We start from the raw sequence: 19171 nt of genomic DNA, 5'->3' as shown, positions 1-19171 counted from the left end.
TGGTGTGTTAATCGCTGGTTTTTTCGTACTATCAAGTAGTACAAGTTGTGCGTTGGTCGAAGACTGGCCCAAGAGTGGATGAACCCCGTGAATGCCGCCTCTTCCTCTACTTTAGACCTCACCGATCGCGTGTTGACCATGGCTAAAACCGGGGTCTACCGCCAGTCGGTGTTTGAGGCTCTGAGGCCAATTGCCACCCGGCGGCAGATTCGCGACGCGATCGCCCAGGCTAAGCAGTTTGGTCTCTACACCGTCTCCGCTCTGCGGGATGACGAGCTAGGTACCTACTATCAGGTCGAGGTGGCTAACTACGAATCATTTCAGGCTGCCTCGAAGACCATAGCTGCCAGTGCACCCTCAGACGACTTAGCCGGCCAATTCGTGGCTACCCACGATGCCCTGCGGGCCATGCTGACTACCGTAGCGAGCAGCACCCTGGGTTTAGCTGTTTTGGGTGGATGGTGCTTGCTCGACGGACAAACCCAACTAGGCCGAGGCCTGTGGCTAGGGGCCATAGTTGCCGGAGGACTGTGGAGCGTGCAGCGGTGGATCGCGCGCCGGGTGTTGGGGTAGCGAGGGAGGGGGGTTAAGCGGGTGGATGGGTGGGAGAGTGGATGGGTAGGCGGGTGGAGGTGTAAAGTTCAAAATGCAAAAGGAAAAATTTCGAATTCTCAATTTTGAATTATCCACTCAGCATCTATATTTCCCCATCCCCCTTCTCCTCAACCTCCTCATCTTCTCCCTCTCCTACTTCCCTCACCGCCGCGCAAACTCATCCGTCGCCTCAATCAGCGCATTGGCAATGCCCGGCTCCATAGCTGAGTGGCCGGCCTCTTGCACCATGACAAACCGGGCTTCGGGCCAGGCTCGGTGCAGTTCCCAGGCGGTAGTAGCGGGGCACACTACATCGTAGCGACCCTGCACGATGACGCCGGGAATGTGGCGAATGCGGTCTACCTGGCTGAGGATATGATCGTCGGTTTCGAAAAAGCCTCGATTGATAAAGTAGTGGCACTCGATGCGGGCAAAGGCGATGGCAAACTCGTCTGCGCCGAAGTGATGCAGCAGTCCGGGGTCTTGTACGAGCTTGCTGGTGCTGGCTTCCCACACAGCCCAAGCGCGGGCGGCAGTCAGTCGTTCTTCAATGTTGTCATTGGTGAGGCGGCGATAGTAGGCCCTGACCAAATCATCGCGCTCGCCCTCAGGGATGGGGGCGAGATACTGCTCCCAGGCATCGGGATAGAGGAAGCTGGCTCCTTCCTGGTAAAACCAGCTGATTTCTCGCTGGCGCAGGGTGAAAATGCCGCGCAAAATTAGCCCCTGGCAGCGATCGGGGTGGGTTTGGGCGTAGGCCAGAGCTAGGGTGCTGCCCCAGCTACCGCCAAACACGGTCCACTGGTCAATGCCTAGATGAACGCGAATTTTCTCGATGTCGCTGACCAAAGCCCAAGTGGTGTTGTCGTCTAAATCAGCGTGGGGCAAACTTTTGCCGCAGCCCCGCTGGTCAAACAGCACAACGCGCCAGCGCTCAGGATCAAAGAACTGTCGGTAGGTGGGGTTGCTACCACCCCCAGGCCCGCCGTGCAAAAACACCACTGGCTTACCCTCGGGGTTGCCAACCTGCTCTACGTAAAGCCGATGCCGTTCTGATACCGCTAGATATTCGGCATGGTAAGGCTCAATGGGGGGATAAAGTTGGCGCATGGCAGTAGGTGGTGTTCCGCTACAGACGGAATGAGCCCACACTATAGCCCAGCGATCCTGGCTCTGGTCAAAGCGGTTTGAAGACTTACTTCCTTCTCGATCGCAGATACACGACTAAGGACAGAGGAATGAGTCTGACCAGGTGCAGCGGTCTGATCAGAATTCTTGCTATGGTCATCCCCAGGAATTATCGACGACTCCTGGGGTGAATCTTTACCACGTGCCATTCCCCCGTGTGTGGATCGCGCTGGGTGGTAAACGGATTGTTTTTGAGGGGTTTGCTGCAGGGATTAGCCATAGCACTTACTGTTGCAGAGTTGTCTCTATCGTAAGAAATGTCACATTGCCCACAGGTGACTCACAGGCCCCTTTCCGGGTGATGTTGCAGCCTGTAACAGGTGATCTGAATCACACAACTGGTGGTGCGGTCTGTGCTGACCAAAAGATCGGACGAGAACGATGCGGTTTTTCAAATCTGCGCTAACATCCTCAAGGCATATAGAGGACGGGCAAAAAGTCGTTGATGCTTGACCGTCTACCGGTTCACCATACGAGCAATGGGCAGGAGTCGTGATGGCAATGCAGAACAGTTTGTTGGGGTTATGGAGTAGCTGCGGGCGCAGGCTGCCCCTAAAAATGGTAGCGATGGTAGCGATCGCCGCCACTGCGGTAATCAGCACAGCGTCCCAAGGTAGAGCTCAGGGCTATGAAGTTGTGCCGCCGCTACCCGCTGGAGCGGTGCCCGTGCCTGGGACGGCTATGCCTCAGCAGGTGCCCACCAGCGGCCAGCAGTATTTAATCTACGTTGGCGACACCAGCGAGGCCACGCTAAGCCAGGTGCGTCTGGTGGAGCCGACGGCCTTTCGCACCTCGTTTCAGGGGCGATCGGTGATTCAGGCAGGGCGGTTTAACATGACCGGTAATGCTCAGCAGCGCATTACTGACCTGGGGGCTTTGGGGGTCAGGGCTGAGATGGCCCAGGTGGCTGCTGCTGTGCCCTACTATTCTCAAACGTCTGCATTGCCTAACAACGTCTACGCCTCCAACGGCGATTTGCCGCCCCTGCCCGATGCGGCGTTCTCTCAGGCTGCGGTGACGGCTGTGCCTGTGCCAGCCCTGCCGCCGGGTGTCGCCGCGGCGCCTTCGACCGCAGGAAATGTGGAGTTTGGACAAGAGCTCAACTATGGCGTGCCGGCCGCACCTCCCGCTGGGGAAATCATGGCGCCGCCAACGGCAGCTCCACCGATGACTGAGTCGGCTAGCGCGCCCTACTACGTGGTCATTCCCACCGACGCTTCAAACTTGGGCACCGTAAGTAGCCAGGTAATTCAGCTAGGAACCCCACCCGATCGCGTGCAGCAGCGCACAGAGCCCCGGGGTCCCCACGTCGCTGTTGGCCCCTTTGCCGATCGCGGGCTGGCGAACCGTTGGAATGATTTTTATCGCCAAGCTGGCCTGGGCAATAGCCGGGTTTTCTTTGAGCGATAGAGACTGCTGGGCACTAAAACAATAGGATTGATAGGCGATCGGCCCTACTAAAGCTGTGTCGCCTATTGTTGGTTTGATGGGCCTATGAGCTGTGAATTTCTCGATCGCATCGTCACCGCCGAGCAAATGCGGGCCATTGAGGGTCACCTGTTTGACGCCGGTATGCCCGTGGCCGCGCTCATGGAAAAGGTGGCGGGCCGCATTGCCACTTGGCTGGTGGCTCAGTTTCCGCTCCAGCACTACCCCCGGATTGCTGTGGTGGCAGGGCTAGGGCACAACGGTGGCGATGCCTTAGTGGTAGCTCGGGAATTGGCGGCCCAAGGTTATCGAGTGCAGGTGTGCAGTCCTGCCGAACGGTTGAAGCCGCTGACCGCTGACCATCTGCGGTTTGTCGAGTATTTGAATATTCCGGTAGTGCAGACGGTGGCAGGGCTAGCCCCCTACGATGTGCTCATCGACGGACTGTTTGGTTTTGGCCTAGATCGCTCGGTCGAGGGGACCATGGCCGACGCGGTAGCGGCAATCAACGCGGCCGAATGTCCAGTAGTCAGTATTGACCTGCCATCAGGATTGCACACTGACACTGGCAAGGCGTTGGGTATAGCAGTGCAGGCTACCCACACTCTCTGCCTGGGCTTGTGGAAGCGAGCGTTTTGCCAAGAGGAAGCGCTAGCGTATTTGGGGCAGCCTCATCTCATTGACTTTGATATTCCCTCAACGGCGATCGCAGCTGTACTCGCAGCGCTGCCTACTGTTCGCCGAGCGACTCTGCCCGCAATCCGGCAGCGATTGCCGCTGCCTCGCCAAGTCAATACTCACAAGTACCGAGTGGGGCATTTGCTGGTGGTAGCAGGGTCACAGCCCTATGCTGGGGCGGCTTTGTTGGCGGCGTTGGGGGCCAGAGCAAGCGGGGTGGGGATGCTGACCTTGGCGGTACCCGAGTCGCTGCGGTTGATGATAGTGGCTCAAATTCCTGAAGCACTGGTGGTGGGCTGTCCAGAAACCGAGGGGGCGATCGCTCATCTGCCCGACACTTTAGATCTGAGCCGCTATAGCGCGATCGCCTGCGGGCCAGGTTTGAGTCGCCACGCTAGGGAAGCCGTGCAAACCGTTTTGCAGAGCCCCGTGCCTCTATTGCTTGATGCCGATGGTCTTAACCTCTTAGCGGATTTAGGCACCATTGAGACCCTGAAGCAGCGGCAGGCTCACACAGTGCTAACGCCCCACCGAGGCGAGTTTAAGCGGCTGTTTCCTGAACAGCTAGAGAACTCCGAAGACGGCGGCGCGGCAGCACAGCAGGCTGCTGCCCAGAGTGGCGCGGTGGTGCTGCTAAAGGGAGCCTGTACGGCGATCGCCCACCCCAACGGCACAATCTGGTACGTGCCCGAGAGCACCCCGGCTCTGGCACGGGGTGGCAGCGGCGATGTGCTGACCGGCTTAATTGGTGGTTTGCTGGCTCAGGCAATGGCCGCAGATGTCGACAGTTCCTTGGATGCAGCCCTGGATGCGGCGTTGGTAGGAGCCTGGTGGCACGGTCAGGGGGCTCGCGCCGCCGCCTGCGATCGCACCGAGCTGGGGGTCGATGGCACGCAGTTAGTCCAATACTTGAATCCGGTGTTGGCCCAGGTGCTAGCCTGAAGGGCGTGAGTTTAGTTGCGGCTGCGATCGCCTTGTTTTCCTTCGACCAAATCGTGTTGCCCGATGGCTTTCGTCAGGGAATCTCGCTGCTGGCCTATCTGCTGGCGCTGATGTGGGTGCTGGCCGTGGTGGATTTCGTCACCGGGCGACGGGTACTCAACAAGCTCAGCATTGCCCCTCGCAGCTTGGATGGGCTGCCGGGGATTGCGGTGGCTCCCCTGCTCCACGGCGACTTTGGCCACCTGGCCGCCAACTCTGGCCCCCTAGTCATCTTGGGCACCGTAATTTTGCTTCAGGGGCTAGAGGTGCTGGGGCTAGTCACGGTGTTTTGCTGGGTGTTTAGCGGCGTGGGCATTTGGCTGCTAGGCCGTCCTGGCACCCGCCACCTGGGCGCTAGCGGCGTGGTGTTTGGTTACTTGGGCTACCTGCTGCTGCGGGGCTACTTTGAACGCAGCCCAGGGGCGATCACCGCCGCTGTGGTCGTCGGCCTGCTTTACGGCAGCGCCCTGTGGGGTCTGCTGCCGCTTCAGCGAGGCAAGTCGTGGGTGGGCCACGGCATGGGCTTTTTGGCAGGCGCGATCGTGGCCCGCAAGCTAGACATCATGCTGGAATGGGTGAGGAATAATGCAGGCTTTTAGCCTTTACCACCAGAATTCAGTTCCTTCTTCGTTCTTTCCTTTTCCCTCGTTTGCTCCATGGCCGATTCCCCTTCCCACTTCACCCCCGACGAGCTAGAGCGCTGGCGCTTTGGCTTGGCCCAGGCCAATTTGAACAACATCCTCTGCCACTGCCGCGATTGCGACGCTACCTGGATGGTTTCGGACGACGAAAATATTGCCTGCGCCTGCGGCAGCCGTCGGGTCGAGCACATCCCCTGCTGGCAATTCCCGGACGGCTGAGTTTCCGTTAACTAAGCGGAGTCAAAGCATCAGAACTCTCAAGCCAAGAACGTCACTAGGGCTTGCAGCTTATCCCAGGCAGCTCCGCTGGCGAGAATGTCTTGGGCCAGGCTGATGCCCTCGGCAAGGGAATCTTCCAAAGATTCACCTTTTACCTTTTCGCCCACTTTCAGCGCCAGGGCCGCGTTTAGGGCCACCACATCCTGCTGGGCTTGGGTGCCTTTGCCTTGAAGCACGGCGGTCAGAATGGCGGTATTCTCTTCAACCTCACCGCCGCGCAGAGCGCTGAGGGGCGCAGCCGCTAAGCCCAGAGCCTGGGGATCGATCGCAGCGCTCGTGACCTGGCCGTTCTCCACTACCGAAATATCGGTTTTGTCGCCCAAACCGGCTTCATCCAACCGCTCGCGGCCGTGGAGCACGATCGCTTGGGGAATGCCCAGCTGGTTGAGCGCCTCGGCCATGGCAGGCACTACGGCCACGTCATAAACGCCAATTACCTGACCAGTGGGCTGCAACGGATTTACCAATGGCCCCAGCAGGTTAAACACCGTGCGTACCTTGAGGGCGCTGCGCAGAGGAGCCACCGCTTTCATTGCTGGGTGCCAGCCTCGGGCGAACAGAAAGGTGACGCCCACCTCATCCAATGCCGCTTTAACTCGCTCGGGATCGGCTCCTAGGTTAACGCCGAGGGCTTCGAGCACATCGGCAGACCCCACCTTGCTGGAGGCGGAGCGGTTGCCGTGCTTCGCTACCCGAATGCCCGCCGCCGCCGCAACGAACGCTACGCAGGTAGAAATATTAAAGGTGTGGGCCCCGTCGCCTCCGGTACCGCAGGTGTCGATGCAGGGGGTGAGATGGTGAATTTTGCCTTCGCCGCCGAGGGACTGCCCCTGAAGCACCCGCGCCATGCCCGCCAGCTCATCGGCGGAGACGCCTTTGGCCTGGAGTACCGCCAATAGCCCGCCCGACACCACCTCGGGAATCTCTTCGCTGAGCCAGCCGCGCATCAGGGTTTCGGCCTGCTCCTGGCTGAGCGATTCTCCTAGAATGAGGCGCTGCAAGAAAGCTGACCAATCTTGAACGGTGGCAGCGGTCATGGCTTGGGTCACGGCTTAGTTTCGGGGGTAAAGGACAGATGGCGAATTAGCCCCCCTATTTTCTCCTAGAACGTCCGTTTACGAGCGATCGCGTTTCAGAGGAAGCGAGCACCCCTGAGCCAATGTATTAGCCAATTCCTTTTTCCAAAACAGCGTTCGAGCGATCGCAGCGCCCCCTCAGAGCACCCAATTTCTATTTGCTCTGTCAAGAGATAGACGCTTTAACCCGGTTTAGCCCCGTATCGTAAAACCATTCATCGCGGAGGATGACCATGGCCACTCGCACTGCTGAAGCACCCTTAAACCCAGGGACGGTGTCCTCTGCCGTCGACAGTTACTTTACCGGCTTTAACGCTGAAGACTACCGTGCTGTAGCAGCGCTGTTTGCCGCCGATGGCGTCCTGCTAGCTCCCTTCGAGGAACCGATTGTAGGGGCCGAGGCCATTTATACCTATCTGGAAGCCGAAGCCGTATCTATGCGCGCCGTGCCGGTCGAGGTTGAGACCGAAGTGGACGCCGACGGCAACCAACGCGTAGTGGTCAGAGGCCGAGTTAAGACGCTACTGTTCACCGTGGGCGTGCGTTGGACCTTTGTGCTGACGGCGGCAGATACCATCCAGTCGGCTGAAATCAAGCTGATGGCATCGCTGCAAGAGCTAATGCAGCTCGATCGCGGCTAGGTCCTATGCCCTAGGCAGCTTTGGGCACCGATGATTGACCCCAGGCGGCGGTGAGCAGCGATCGCCCCAGGTTTAAATGCTGAGGCGCACATTGCCAGTCGGGGTGAGCCGTCAACAGCAGCGATTCTAGCGATTCGGTGTCGAACAGGTGCCACACCTCGGCCCCGGTCGAACAGTCGGCGATCGCATAGCAGTTCTGGGCAACGCAGTGAATCGTCAGGCGATCGCTCATCCCAGCGGGCAGGGTCAGTTCTTGGCCAATAGCTAGGCTTCTAAAGCTGCACATTGCTTGCTGAAAAGCCTCTTCGCTCTGAGTGGCTAACCCCGACATCACTCGCAGCGATCGCGGGTCGCCGTTGACGCAGATCCAGTAGCGGCGCAGCGGGTCAATACCCCTGAGCCAAGGTGATTCGTCATCTAAGCAATAGCGAGGTGCTAGGGATAGCTCGGAGAACATGACTTTACCAAAATGTGGCAAGCGATACATTCAGCATCGTGTAATCACCCAACTTTCCTCAATACAGGGCAACAAAAGTATAAAAATCTGATATAAGCCTTTACGTTTGCTTATGAATAATAGCTGCTGTCATCTGGCCACCATAGAGCTGCCGCTGCGACAAAGCGGTTAGTTCCCCAAAAGAAAGCGGCTGACTCAACTGACCTAGTCTGTGAACTCTCGGCTGGCAGAAGTCGCTGACGGTTCTGGTAGCAGAGCGGGCAGAATTAGGCTCTGGGCCAAGGGCATCTGCCCATAGGTAAACCCATGGGGCACCTGGTCGAGGTAGGGGCGTAGCTGCTCTAGAGCATAAGGGCTGCCGTAGATCACAATCCCGCGCAGCAGTTGGGCCGATCGCAGAGTCTCTAGCCAAGTGGTCGCCAGCTGTAGAAGCTGTGCGGAGCCGCGAAAAGGGTTGCCCCGCACAAAAATCTGCACCAGGCTGGGTCGCAGATCCAGCTCAGCTGATTTTTCCTCGTGTTGGGGCCAATGTTGACACCCCTGGGTATCGACTAGCTTGAGATGGTAGTGGTGGCGCTGGGGCCAGGTGAGGACCGCCGCCGTGCGCTCTAAAAAGCGACAGCCGATCGCATCATCGACGATCACAATATTGTGGCCGGGGTCGGCGGCGGTGCAGGGGGCGATCTGGCCTTGTACCGTCATTGATGCGACAAGTATGTCGGCGGCGAGCTGACGGGTCGCGGGTTGGGCCACGGCTGCCAAATTCACCGGTGGTGGCGGCAGGTGCTCCCAGGCGTGACCAGCCCCGTCAGGCAGCAGGGCAGGGGCCGCTTTTTGTTTGGCCCGCCAGAGGCGTTCCACGCTGGCCGTGATGCGCGTTGGGTCGATGCGCCCCAGATTCACGGCTTCTACTACCGCAGCAATTACCCCTTCAGGATCGCCGGGCATGAGCAGCACGTCGGCGCCGGCTTCCACTGCCAGCACTGCCGCTTCGTAGGGGCCATAGGTGTTGGCGATCGCGCCCATAATCAGAGCATCGGTCACAATTAGCCCGTCAAAGCCCAGATCCTGGCGCAGCAGCCCGGTGAGGGTAACGGGTGAAAGGGTGGCGGGCAGGCGGGCATCCAGCGCCGGAATTTGGAGATGAGCCGTCATGATGCTGTCTACCCCAGCGGCGATCGCATTTCGAAAGGGTGCCAGCTCCAGATTGCTGAGGCGATCGCGGCTGTGGGGCAGCACTGGCAGATCGAGGTGGGAGTCGGTGGTGGTGTCGCCGTGACCGGGGAAATGCTTGGCGGCGGTGAGCACCGGCTGGGTCTGTGCTCCGCGAATAAAGGCCTGGGTCAGAGCGCTAACTCGCTCTAGCCCATCGCCGAAGGCCCGCACGTTAATGACGGGGTTGGCGGGATTGTTGTTGACATCCACTACCGGAGCCAGCACCCAGTTGAGGCCAATTGCTAGCGCTTCGGCGGCGGTGGCGGCCCCAAAGGCCTCGGCGTAGGCCAGGGCAGCGGCAGGGTTGCGATCGGCCACCGCCGACAACGCCATCGGCGGCGGAAACCAGGTGGCACCGCTAAATCGCTGACCGACCCCCTCTTCCACATCGGCGGCAATCAGCAGCGGAATCCTGGCTTGGGTCTGAAGGGCTTGGGTTTTGAGCCCCACTTCGGCGGCGCTGCCCCCCAGCAAAATTACTCCGCCCACGCCCAGTTCTTCGACGTAGTGGGTGAGGGTGGCGCTGTCAGCTTCCCAATCGGGGTAGCGAATTTCGTGGTCAAACAAGTGACCCGAGGCACGCACCACCACCATTTGGGCCACTTGTTTGGCTAGGGATAAACTTTCAGGGGCGGGCAGCCGGGCCGAGGTGTTTACACCAGAGGGCCAGTCGTTGACTGTCGCCCAGTTCACTCTTCCTCATCTCCGAGGTTGGATTCATCGGGTGTAGCGGCCGCGGAGGTACCCGCGTCGTCCTCAAAAAACTCGTCGGTCAGGCCCTTTGCGGCCCGCTCTTGGCTGAGCTGGTTGATTAAGTTCAGCACATTGGTGCCGCGCTCCATGCCCACGTCTTCTTTGAAGATGATTTCGGGGGTGCGTCGCAGCCGCAGTCGCTGGCCCAGTTCGCTGCGCACAAAACCGGTGGCGGCGTGGAGGCCCTCCATAGTTTCGGCTTTGGCCTCGGGGGTGCCATAGATGCTGACAAACACCTTGGCGTGTTGTAGATCGCCCGACACATCGACATCGGTAACGCTGACCATGCCAGCCCCCACACGGTCATCTTTGATATCGAGCATCATCATCTGGCTAATTTCTCGTTTGATTAGAGAAGCTACCCGCTCAACGCGACGATTATTTGGCATCGGTCTGTACTCCTGGTAAAGGCATTAACCTAGGCCCAGCATTGCCCGCAGGGTAAAGGTGAGAAACAAGAAGCCGGCCACTACGGCACCGATCAGCGCGATCGCCGTAGGGGGTTGCTTCAGCAGCGGCACTAGTGGCTGGGCGGCATTAAAAAATACGCCCAGGGTGAAGGAAATAAAGTAGCGCGGATAGCGAGAGATGTTGTCAAAAAAATCTTTCATAGCGGCAGAGTAAGGGCTTTAGGGGCCAATGCGCGCAAAGCCCAGCGCACTGACTCTGAATTTAACTCGTTTTACATCCTAACCCACGACAAAAGAGTGTTGCTCCGGCTGAGCTTTGCTATAGTTGGGGCATTCTTTAAACAAGTACATTTGATCTCAGGCAGTTCTGTGACAGTTGCCCTCTCTGCACCTCCGACCTTACACCCGCGTCCTTTTCTCAAATGGGCTGGCGGCAAAGGTCGTTTGCTCAGTCAGTACGAGCCGTTTTTGCCCACGGCCATTGACACCTATTACGAGCCGTTTTTGGGCGGCGGGGCGATGTTCTTTCACCTGGTGGGGCGGGCGAGGCGGGCGGTGCTGTGGGATATCAACCCCGAGCTGGTCAACGTTTACTGCTGCGTGCGCGACCGGGTCGAAACGCTGATTCGTCATCTGTGGGATCACCAGCGCCGCCACAACCCGGACTACTACTACCAGGTGCGCCAGCGGCAAAATTTGCGATCGCCCGTAGAGCGCGCCGCCCGCCTGATCTACCTCAACAAAACCTGCTACAACGGCCTCTACCGCGAAAATTCCCAGGGGCATTTCAACGTGCCGGTGGGAAACTACAAAAACCCCACCATCTGCGATCCATCGCTACTGCGGGCGGCCTCGGCAGCGCTGCAAACCGCCGAGATTAAGACGTTTTCGTTCGAAAAGCTGATGGAGCGATCGCTCTCCTCTAGCGACTTTGTCTACTTTGATCCGCCCTACCATCCCCTCAGCTCTACCAGCAGCTTTACGGGCTACAGTCGCTACGGCTTTACCGGAGCCGACCAAGAGCGCTTGGCGACGGTGTTTCGCACCTTAGCGAGTCAGGGGCAACGGGTGATGCTGTCCAACTCCGACTGCGAGTTCATCCGCGAGCTTTACCAGGGGTTGACGATGCACCCAATTCTAGCGGCGCGGGCGATCAACTCCCGGGCCGGGCGTCGAGGCAAAATCGGCGAGCTTTTGATTACGCCCTTTTGACCTTGCTTAGGACGGATGCAGCGCCTCTATAGAATCAGCTATCAAATTGATATAACGCTACGCGATCCAGAGGCGACCTTTCGTGACGACTCCATCCCCCAGCGGCAATCCGAATGACCAGGCTCGCGACACCTTTCAGGCTGTAACCCAGGTGATGCAGGCCGTCGTCACTGTGCTGGATGACATGACTGCCAACACGGGCAATGTTCTGTTGTCGAGGCTTCAGCCTTTTTTAGAACCGGTGACGGCTACCGTAGGCAGCGTGGTCGGCCCGATTGTCGGTTTGCCCTTCATTCAGTACGCCACGGCGATACCCGGCATGAGAGTGCTGCTGGCGGCGCTGGGTCAGGTGAATGTGGTAGAGGTGCGATCGCAGGTGGATGAACTCCGTCAGCAGTACCCTCAAGAGAGCAAACGCACCCTAGCCCAGCGGGTGATGGCCGAAACCGCCCTCAAAGCCGCTAGCGTCGGCTTGGCTACCAACTTTGTGCCCCCTGTGGCCTTTGCCCTCACCCTGGTTGATATTGGTGCGGTCGCGGCCCTTCAAGCCAACATGATCTACCGCATCGCCACCATCTACGGCTATTCGCCCACCGACAACGATCGCCGTGGCGAAGTGCTAGCGATCTGGCTGCTGTCATCGACCACTGGTGGCATGGTTAAATCGGGGCTGAGCGTTGTGGAGCTGATTCCGGGTCTGGGTGCTGTGCTGGGTATTGCCACCGACGCATCGCTGATCTACAGCGTCGGCTACTTTGCCTGCCGCTACTACGAAACCAAGCGATCGGCTCCCACAGAGATCTTGGTGTAAGTCAGGGTTGTAAGGCCTGAGGTGCAGGTGTAGGACTGCACCTCAGGCCTAAATCTCGAACCCAGAACCTTTCCCCGCTCTCCCTTAGGCCAACAGCTCAAACAACCCGTCATCAATTTCATAGCCCAGCATCTGAGTCATAAATTTCAGCCGGGTGTACTGGGTAATGCCCTGCCCTTTGAGCCAGGCAGCGATGACAAAAATTTTCGACATCATAAAAATTTCTAGCCCCTCTGGGTTGTAGCGAATGCCCTCGGTAGGGCTGAACTGGTGAGGCACTAGCATCGCGGCATAACGCCCTAGCTCGCCTGCTTCCCAATCCAAAACCAGGGGCAACCAGGGGTAATGGGTGTCCAGTCGAATAAACCACAGCCTAACTTCCGGCAGCTCTGACAGCTCGCGGGGGTCGCTGGGGTCACGGCTGATATCGACGACGAACCGCAGTCCAAGCTCGCTGTCGAGCACCTTGCCCGCTGCCAGCAGCGGCTCGATCACCTCTTGGGCCGGGGTTAGGTCGAGGGTTTGCAGGTGAGATTCGTGCAGGGTGATGGTTTGAGCCATGGGGCAGCCAGATCGCAATGACAGAAGTACTGCCCATTGTCGCAGAGGGTGGTCCGCTCTGCCCTGAGTCTGCCTCACTGTACAGGACTATATCTGAGCGGACGTTTTGAAAGAATGGCCGTGGAACATAAAGGCCGCAATCGTTGACCGATGCCGAAGCTTACGGCACCATGGCTCGGGCGGTTAAATCTTAAGTAGTGCCTGCCGCCGATCGCATTCCAGCTACCTTCAGGACTTATGGTTTTAGCCGCCGGAGAGCGCCTTTGTAAACTACGCGGCATCCATGTCATCAGGACATGACAATGGGTGGTGGGCTAGTAAATTTACTATTCGTGGCAAAGACTTGTTGGCGATTTTATACCGCTAGAAAAACGGGCTTGGAAGGGCTCGGGCAGACAGATTTGAACGGCTAATTGGATGGGTTGGCGAGCGGCTTTGTAACCAGAGTCACACAGTCGTCTTGGGAGAACCACGAATCTCTGTCCGGAAACTTCACGCTTCATGAAAACTTGAAAACTTGATGCCGCTACATTAGAACTTAACCGCTGGTCATCTACCCAGAGTCATGCCGTCTCACCCTCCGTCAGAAACGCAGCAGTTCAACCATGATGTACAGCTTCTGCTCAAACCCAACAACCCCCATGCTCGATCGCTACTAGCCTTTATCAAGCGCACCATTCAGCAGTTTGGGCTGCAAGCTCACATCACCGAAATCGACATTTTCGTCGAAGCTTATCTGCGCGGCGTTCGATACACTCAGCAAAACCAGGAGCACATTCGCCAGCCCAAGGCGTGGATGCGGCGCACGGCCTACAACATTATTCGCGAGTGCAAGCGCGATCGCCAGCGTTACCTAGCGGTGGCGTTTGATGAACTGATGGAGCAAGAGGCTGCTGGCAGCGGGCCGGCAGCCGTTAATGACGAGATGATTACCCACGCTATTGCCTCGGTGCTGCAAGCCCTCGCTGCTCTGTCGCCAAGCGATCGCAACTTGATTCAGTGGAAGGTGGTTGAAGGCTTAACCTGGCCTCAGGTGCAAACCAAGCTAGTGGCAGCAGGCGAAGAGTGGGTATCCCTAGCGACCCTGCGCAAGCGCGGGCAGCGTGCCCTAGAACGGTTGCGCACCGCGTACCACGTTTGCGATGGTGACTCCAGTAACGACGACTTACCCGATCCTCCCGATTTGATGCCGTAGTGTGCAGCGAGTGGATAAAGCACCTCTAAGCAGGAACCAAGATCGGTCGAATGGCTGAAACGTTGGCTGAGAATAGTCCGTCAAAGAAATCTGCTGGGAAATACTAAATTTGAACTGGAGAGTAGACTTGTTGAAGTTCTCATAATGGATCCTCTACAGGTGTGACAATAAACCACCGTCTAAGTTTGGCTGTCGAGGTGCACAGCAAGGCATCGCCGTCTAAACTTGGTGAAACGTTGAATTTGCATGGCCAACATCGCTAGCCCTTCCGACGCCCTATTCACTGCTCAGCCTGGGAACCTGACCCAGCCTGGAACCGCTGCCCCAGCGCAAGCCTTTAGGCTGACTTTTTGGGGAGTGCGCGGCAATATTCCTGCACCGGGGGCCGACACGGTGCGCTACGGCGGCAACACATCCTGTGTTGAAGTGCAGGTGGGTGGCCAACAGCTGATTTTTGACGGTGGCACCGGCCTGCGGGTGCTGGGTCGCCACCTCATGGCCCAGGAGCAGCCTGTGGCCGCCCACATCTTTTTTACCCACACTCACTGGGACCGCATTCAGGGGTTTCCTTTCTTTGCCCCAGCTTTTGCCCCGGCGACTCAGCTCGATATCTACGGTGCCCAGGCCCTCAACGGGGCGTCCATCAAGCAAAGCCTCATGGATCAAATGCTGCGGCCCAACTTTTTTAAGCCACTGCAAACCATGGCCGCCGCCATGACCTTTCACAACATTGCAGCGGGAGACGCGATCGCCCTGGGCGATGTCTTGGTAGAACCTTGGAGCCTGAACCGTCACACCAGCGCCTTGGGCTACCGGGTCAGCTGGGGCGATCGCGTGCTGGTCTACGCCACTGATACCGACCCTACCCAAACGAGCGTTGACCCCAATCTGCTGATGTTGGCTAGCGGAGCCGACGTCTTAATTTTTGATGGCACCTACGCCGACGCGGCCTACTCAGAGCCCAACAGTGCCGGCTTAGTCCCCTGGCATCTAGGTATTGAGGTAGCCCAGGCAAGCCAGGTCAAGCGCTTGGTGCTGTTTCACCATAACCCGTGCCACACCGACGATCAGCTCGATCAGCTGGAGCGTCAGGTGCAGGCCAGTTTTGCCCAAGCCAGTTTGGCTCGCGAGGGCATGACCCTAGACTTAATTTCTGAATCGGTTGAGTGACCGTCCTAGGATGGCTGCAACAGGTCGCCTCGCACCCAGCCGGTGGTACCTTCGTAGTTGACCTGATACCAGATAAAGCCGTCCTCTGGGTTGCCCCCGCGATCGAGCACATCTACTACGGCGCGACGGGGCGCTGTGCTCAGGATGGTGCTACCTAGACGCGGTGCCGATCGCAGCCGAGCGGCTTCAGCAGACAGGACAAGCGCCGGAGTGCCGGGGGCAAAGTTATTGCCGCGAAAATTGGTGGCACCTAGAGGTACCCTGACCACCGGGTTAAAGCCGGGCTCTTGGAGCACAACGCTACCGTTGGCCGCAAGAATTTCTAGCTCGGTTTCGCCTACCACATTGATGCGGGCAAACCGCTGGGCCTCGCCGCCGGCTCTGTAAACCGTCTGGTCGCGGGTGCTAGGCACGAGTTGAGTAGGGGCAGCCCGCAGTTCTACCGCATCAGTGGCCTTGTTATAGAGATTCATGAATAGGCCCGTGCCGCTGCGGTAGACGCGCACCACTCTAGATTCAGTCTCGAACAGCAGCACCGTTTCGATGGTGTCCGCTTGGGCTAGCCAGGTTTCTGGGACGAGTGAGTTGGTGGCTCCGGGCAGGGCTGGGGCAGCGGCCAGAGTAGGGGTAGCGCTCAGCAGCGCCAGTGGGGTCAGCGATAGGCAAACGCGTTGAAAAACCCAATTCATGGAATCACCTGAAACGATAAAACAGGGGGCTAAAGCAGCACGAAACCACTTGCAGAATCTAAGCGTAACCATACTGCAAAACGCTGGTGCTGGGCGGTATAGGGGCGATCGCTACCGCAGAGAAGGAGCCGAAAGCGGGCTGTGCGTTCCATTAGCTTGAGGAGTGTATAGGCGCAACCGCTGAGATGGCACCGTGATTTGAACCCGGCTGCCCACCTCGATAGCGCTAGTCATGGGCAGTCGAGCGTAGAGCAACTGCCCCGAGGGGGTTTGCAGACAGTACTTATACTCTCGGCCTAAAAACTGGCGATCGCGCACTACCACAGCGCCTCCAGCATCCTCCACCAGAGCCATATCTTCTTGACGCACCATCAGGTCAGCCTGGGCGGTCTCAGCACCGGTGACCCCAAAGCAGCCCACCTCGGTTTGCCAACCCTGGGGGCTGGGTTGGGCGGGCAAAAAGTTGGCCTGGGTGACAAATTCGGCGACAAAACGCGAGGCGGGCTGCCCGTAGACGGCCTCTGGTGTATCAATTTGCTCTAGCTGACCCTGGTGCATGACGGCCACGCGATCGGCCAGGGCCAGGGCTTCTTCCTGATCGTGGGTGACGAAGACGCAGGAAGCCCCCACCTGGCGCAAAATGTCGCGCACCTCCTGGCGCAGGTACAGACGCACCTGCACGTCCAGGTTGCTAAAGGGCTCATCCAGCAAAATGATGGCCGGACGCGGGGCCAGGGCGCGAGCTAGAGCCACCCGCTGCTGCTGTCCGCCCGACAGCTCGTGGGGAAAGCGATGGGTTAGGATTTCTAGACCGACCAGGGCGATCGCCTCAGCGGTGCGCTGCCGGAGATCGGAGGTAGCTTGCCGTCCTTTGCGATCGCGTCGTTGGAGGCCAAAGGCAACATTCTGCTCCACTGTCAGGTGGGGAAACAGGGCGTAGTCTTGAAACACTATGCCCACATCGCGGCGCTCGGGCGGTAGCCAAGTTGTTCCACCCACAGGCTGACTGCCCAGGTACAGGATGCCCCCATCAGGCTTCTCAAATCCTGCAATCAGCCGCAGCAAGGTGGTCTTGCCGCAGCCTGACGGACCTAACAATCCTAAAATCTCCCCCTGCCCCAAACTGAGGCTAACTTGGTCTACCGCTGGCGGTAACTGAGGACTGTAGCGTTTTGTAATAGTATCAAGGCGAAGAATAGGCGGTAGGGTCATAGCCTGGTTGATAGCGCAGCGATCGCAGGGCCGCTTATAGCGCGAGGATAATTAGCAAATACTCTGGGTTTAATATACCGTCTGATGGGCGATCGCCCGGTTCACTGCAGCCTGGCCCCATGGGCCTTTTCTGTATAACGCTATCCCACCGCAAGCAGCGCCAGCGATCGCCTAGCCCATCTGCAGCGCTGTGGTAATTGTCCAACCGTCAACCAGCAGCAGCAGCAGGGTAAACCCCAGCAAAATAAAGTACATCCAGGGCTGAGCCAGGGGTCTAATATACTGAGTGTCGAGATCAGTGTAGGTCTCAACAAGGCATAGCAGGCGGGCAAAACCCGCCACCCGCATCGGCAACAGGTAGGCCTGCTGATCGGCCCCGACAAAGTAATATACGATGCCCCCCTGCCCGGTCGAACGGGGCTTCAACGCCTGGGCTTCGCGCCACGGCAGCTGCCACCCGCCGCGGAACAGCCAGCGTATCCACACCGGGTAAGCCACTCGAATGCCGTCGCCATCCACCTCGACCCGCTGACCCAGCGCACCGTAAATTCCCAGGCCGCCCAGCCCAATGCCAACTACCAAAACCATGGGCGATACCGCCGCGTCGGTAGCATCAGCCAAAAACGGCAAAGGCCCCATTAGCGCCAGGTAGAGCAGCAGCAGCGTCAGGCGAATCAGCGGCGAAATATGAAAGACCTGGGTCTCTGTGGGGGTAGTAGCCGAAGGTGAGTACTCAACCATACCAATCCAAGACCTGATCTAAGGTTAAAGCCCCTTGCGACCAGCTCAAAACTGGCTAGACACGAGGGTTTACCCCTTTAAGGTAGATACTTTTGCACCACCTGCCAACCCGATAGCCCAGCGGCCGCCAGCGCTACCCCAAGGGCACTGTTGAGGGTGACATGGAGCGATCGCGCCCAAGGCCGATCCACAGAAATACGACTAGCGCTCCACGCCGAAGCCAGCACTAGCGCTACTACTATCAACCCAAACAGCAAGTGTACTGAATGGCCCAGCCGGCCATACTCCCCTATGGTGCCAACCACTCCAATGGCGAGCAGCACCAAGACTAGGCTGACTGCCCCTGTACCCAGAACAATGTGCAGCGGTCGTAGCCAGGACGATCGCTCTTGATCGTTAGAGCGGGTGTAAAACAATACCCCACCCGTAACAGCCAGCAAGAAATAGGCCGTCAGCGTAAGACCCATAGACCAAGCGGCGATCCGCCACAGCCACAGAAATGAAGGTAAATTCACGGCTCGTCCCTAAATGTCACCATTAGCTGTGCCCTGGTGGCATAGGGAAGGTAGAAATTCGACCTTCAGCCCGCTATCAAGCTACGCCAGAACGCTATCGCTATAGCCAGGGCTCAGCGCACCACCCCTTTAGTCTACCGAACTAGCTGGCGGGTGAAATGGCTACTGCGGTTGCAGGTTCATCTAGGGGTGCTGCCAATCGACTCGCCTCAAGCTCATCACCTGAGGCGGGCTCAAAACCCGCGGGTTCTGGGGCATCGATCTGCAACCGTTCGCAAGGGATACTGTCAGACAAAATGGCGCTGGCCATCATGCCCGTATGAATCTCTAGGAGAGCCTTGGGAACAGTTTCAAAAAGCAGCCGCTGCCCCGGAAACACGACCCGCTCGAAGTACCAATCAGGCACATTGGTTATGCGAGCAATCTGAATCTTACTGGTGGCATTGACATAGCAGCAGAGCACCTGGCTCTGGCCATCGGAGGGGAGGGGATCAAGGATTTGTGCCATTGATGCTTTACGGCAATATTGCAAGAATCACCCGCAAAGCGTAACACCTCGCGATCCCCGGCTGTTGTAAAGGCGACTACCAACCCCCACAGCACCTTAACTATTCAAAATAATTGAACACAGTGCTTTATATTTCGCAACTGCTGAGCCCTAGCCAATGCCACTGTCCGTCGCCAGCCCTTAACTCAAATCTCAAGGCAGTCTGAGACATGCAGC

22 protein-coding genes are annotated in these 19171 nt (G+C 58.2%); 10 read left to right on the top strand and 12 right to left on the bottom strand.

Annotated features, from left to right (window positions below; genetic code table 11):
- Positions 1-87: 87 nt before the first annotated feature.
- Positions 88-573: a hypothetical protein gene (locus NC979_RS22750; protein WP_347403940.1), complete on the top strand. Its 486-nt coding sequence runs from the start codon at positions 88-90 to the stop codon at positions 571-573.
- Between the two features lie 183 nt (positions 574-756).
- On the opposite strand, the gene pip is transcribed toward NC979_RS22750, so the two are convergent.
- Positions 757-1704 carry a prolyl aminopeptidase gene (pip, locus tag NC979_RS22745; RefSeq protein ID WP_190519771.1) on the bottom strand — a complete coding sequence of 316 codons (948 nt, stop codon included), beginning with the start codon at positions 1702-1704 and terminating at the stop codon, positions 757-759.
- A 636-nt stretch (positions 1705-2340) separates the two neighbouring features.
- Between pip and NC979_RS22740 the strand changes: the two genes are divergently transcribed.
- From NC979_RS22740 to NC979_RS22725, 4 genes are all read left to right on the top strand, one after another.
- Positions 2341-3192: a hypothetical protein gene (locus NC979_RS22740; RefSeq protein WP_190519769.1), complete on the top strand. Its 852-nt coding sequence runs from the start codon at positions 2341-2343 to the stop codon at positions 3190-3192.
- An 84-nt stretch (positions 3193-3276) separates the two neighbouring features.
- Positions 3277-4830 carry an NAD(P)H-hydrate dehydratase gene (locus NC979_RS22735; RefSeq protein WP_190519766.1) on the top strand — a complete coding sequence of 518 codons (1554 nt, stop codon included), beginning with the start codon at positions 3277-3279 and terminating at the stop codon, positions 4828-4830.
- Positions 4831-4835: 5 nt separating this feature from the next.
- Positions 4836-5468: a rhomboid family intramembrane serine protease gene (locus tag NC979_RS22730; protein WP_347403939.1), complete on the top strand. Its 633-nt coding sequence runs from the start codon at positions 4836-4838 to the stop codon at positions 5466-5468.
- A gap of 57 nt (positions 5469-5525) precedes the next feature.
- On the top strand, positions 5526-5729 hold the full coding sequence (locus tag NC979_RS22725; RefSeq protein ID WP_190519763.1) for a hypothetical protein: 204 nt from the start codon (positions 5526-5528) through the stop codon (positions 5727-5729).
- 38 nt (positions 5730-5767) lie between these two features.
- Here the strand turns inward: NC979_RS22725 and trpD are convergent, their stop codons facing one another.
- Positions 5768-6838: an anthranilate phosphoribosyltransferase gene (gene trpD, locus NC979_RS22720; protein ID WP_313887304.1), complete on the bottom strand. Its 1071-nt coding sequence runs from the start codon at positions 6836-6838 to the stop codon at positions 5768-5770.
- Positions 6839-7098: 260 nt separating this feature from the next.
- Between trpD and NC979_RS22715 the strand changes: the two genes are divergently transcribed.
- Positions 7099-7506: a nuclear transport factor 2 family protein gene (locus NC979_RS22715; protein ID WP_190519762.1), complete on the top strand. Its 408-nt coding sequence runs from the start codon at positions 7099-7101 to the stop codon at positions 7504-7506.
- Between the two features lie 10 nt (positions 7507-7516).
- Here NC979_RS22715 and NC979_RS22710 read toward each other — a convergent pair whose 3' ends face one another.
- The 4 genes from NC979_RS22710 to NC979_RS22695 form a co-directional block, all read right to left on the bottom strand.
- Entirely contained in the window at positions 7517-7963 is a 447-nt protein-coding gene (locus NC979_RS22710) for a hypothetical protein (RefSeq protein ID WP_190519760.1), read from the bottom strand.
- A 204-nt stretch (positions 7964-8167) separates the two neighbouring features.
- Entirely contained in the window at positions 8168-9871 is a 1704-nt protein-coding gene (locus tag NC979_RS22705) for a glycoside hydrolase family 3 N-terminal domain-containing protein (protein ID WP_347403938.1), read from the bottom strand.
- On the bottom strand, positions 9868-10320 hold the full coding sequence (rbfA, locus tag NC979_RS22700) for a 30S ribosome-binding factor RbfA (protein ID WP_190519759.1): 453 nt from the start codon (positions 10318-10320) through the stop codon (positions 9868-9870). Before rbfA ends, NC979_RS22705 begins: the two co-directional genes overlap by 4 nt.
- Positions 10321-10344: 24 nt before the next feature.
- A complete protein-coding gene (locus NC979_RS22695) occupies positions 10345-10542 on the bottom strand; it encodes a DUF751 family protein (protein WP_190519756.1) in 198 nt (65 codons plus the stop codon).
- A 168-nt stretch (positions 10543-10710) separates the two neighbouring features.
- Here NC979_RS22695 and NC979_RS22690 point away from each other — a divergent pair, with 168 nt between their 5' ends.
- Entirely contained in the window at positions 10711-11553 is an 843-nt protein-coding gene (locus NC979_RS22690) for a DNA adenine methylase (protein ID WP_190519754.1), read from the top strand.
- Between the two features lie 82 nt (positions 11554-11635).
- Complete coding sequence (locus NC979_RS22685; RefSeq protein ID WP_199308863.1) at positions 11636-12364, top strand: EcsC family protein; 729 nt, start codon at positions 11636-11638, stop codon at positions 12362-12364.
- 84 nt (positions 12365-12448) lie between these two features.
- On the opposite strand, the gene NC979_RS22680 is transcribed toward NC979_RS22685, so the two are convergent.
- On the bottom strand, positions 12449-12925 hold the full coding sequence (locus NC979_RS22680) for a CRR6 family NdhI maturation factor (protein WP_190519752.1): 477 nt from the start codon (positions 12923-12925) through the stop codon (positions 12449-12451).
- Positions 12926-13490: 565 nt separating this feature from the next.
- Between NC979_RS22680 and NC979_RS22675 the strand changes: the two genes are divergently transcribed.
- Complete coding sequence (locus NC979_RS22675) at positions 13491-14120, top strand: RNA polymerase sigma factor (protein WP_190519750.1); 630 nt, start codon at positions 13491-13493, stop codon at positions 14118-14120.
- Positions 14121-14366: 246 nt separating this feature from the next.
- On the top strand, positions 14367-15290 hold the full coding sequence (locus tag NC979_RS22670; RefSeq protein WP_190519748.1) for an MBL fold metallo-hydrolase: 924 nt from the start codon (positions 14367-14369) through the stop codon (positions 15288-15290).
- 5 nt (positions 15291-15295) lie between these two features.
- Here the strand turns inward: NC979_RS22670 and NC979_RS22665 are convergent, their stop codons facing one another.
- The 5 genes from NC979_RS22665 to NC979_RS22645 form a co-directional block, all read right to left on the bottom strand.
- The gene (locus tag NC979_RS22665) at positions 15296-15979 is read right to left on the bottom strand and encodes an SH3 domain-containing protein (protein WP_190519746.1); all 684 of its coding nucleotides are present in this window, start codon (positions 15977-15979) and stop codon (positions 15296-15298) included.
- A gap of 111 nt (positions 15980-16090) precedes the next feature.
- Complete coding sequence (locus tag NC979_RS22660; protein WP_190519744.1) at positions 16091-17191, bottom strand: ABC transporter ATP-binding protein; 1101 nt, start codon at positions 17189-17191, stop codon at positions 16091-16093.
- A gap of 171 nt (positions 17192-17362) precedes the next feature.
- A complete protein-coding gene (locus NC979_RS22655) occupies positions 17363-17932 on the bottom strand; it encodes a hypothetical protein (protein ID WP_190519741.1) in 570 nt (189 codons plus the stop codon).
- Between the two features lie 77 nt (positions 17933-18009).
- Entirely contained in the window at positions 18010-18447 is a 438-nt protein-coding gene (locus NC979_RS22650; protein ID WP_190519739.1) for a DUF4079 family protein, read from the bottom strand.
- A gap of 142 nt (positions 18448-18589) precedes the next feature.
- Entirely contained in the window at positions 18590-18955 is a 366-nt protein-coding gene (locus NC979_RS22645; protein WP_190519737.1) for a DUF1830 domain-containing protein, read from the bottom strand.
- Positions 18956-19171 lie beyond the last annotated feature (216 nt).

Source organism: Leptolyngbya subtilissima AS-A7, assembly GCF_039962255.1.
Taxonomy (GTDB): Bacteria; Cyanobacteriota; Cyanobacteriia; order Phormidesmidales; family Phormidesmidaceae; genus Nodosilinea.
This window is presented reverse-complemented; position numbering and strand designations above follow the sequence as displayed.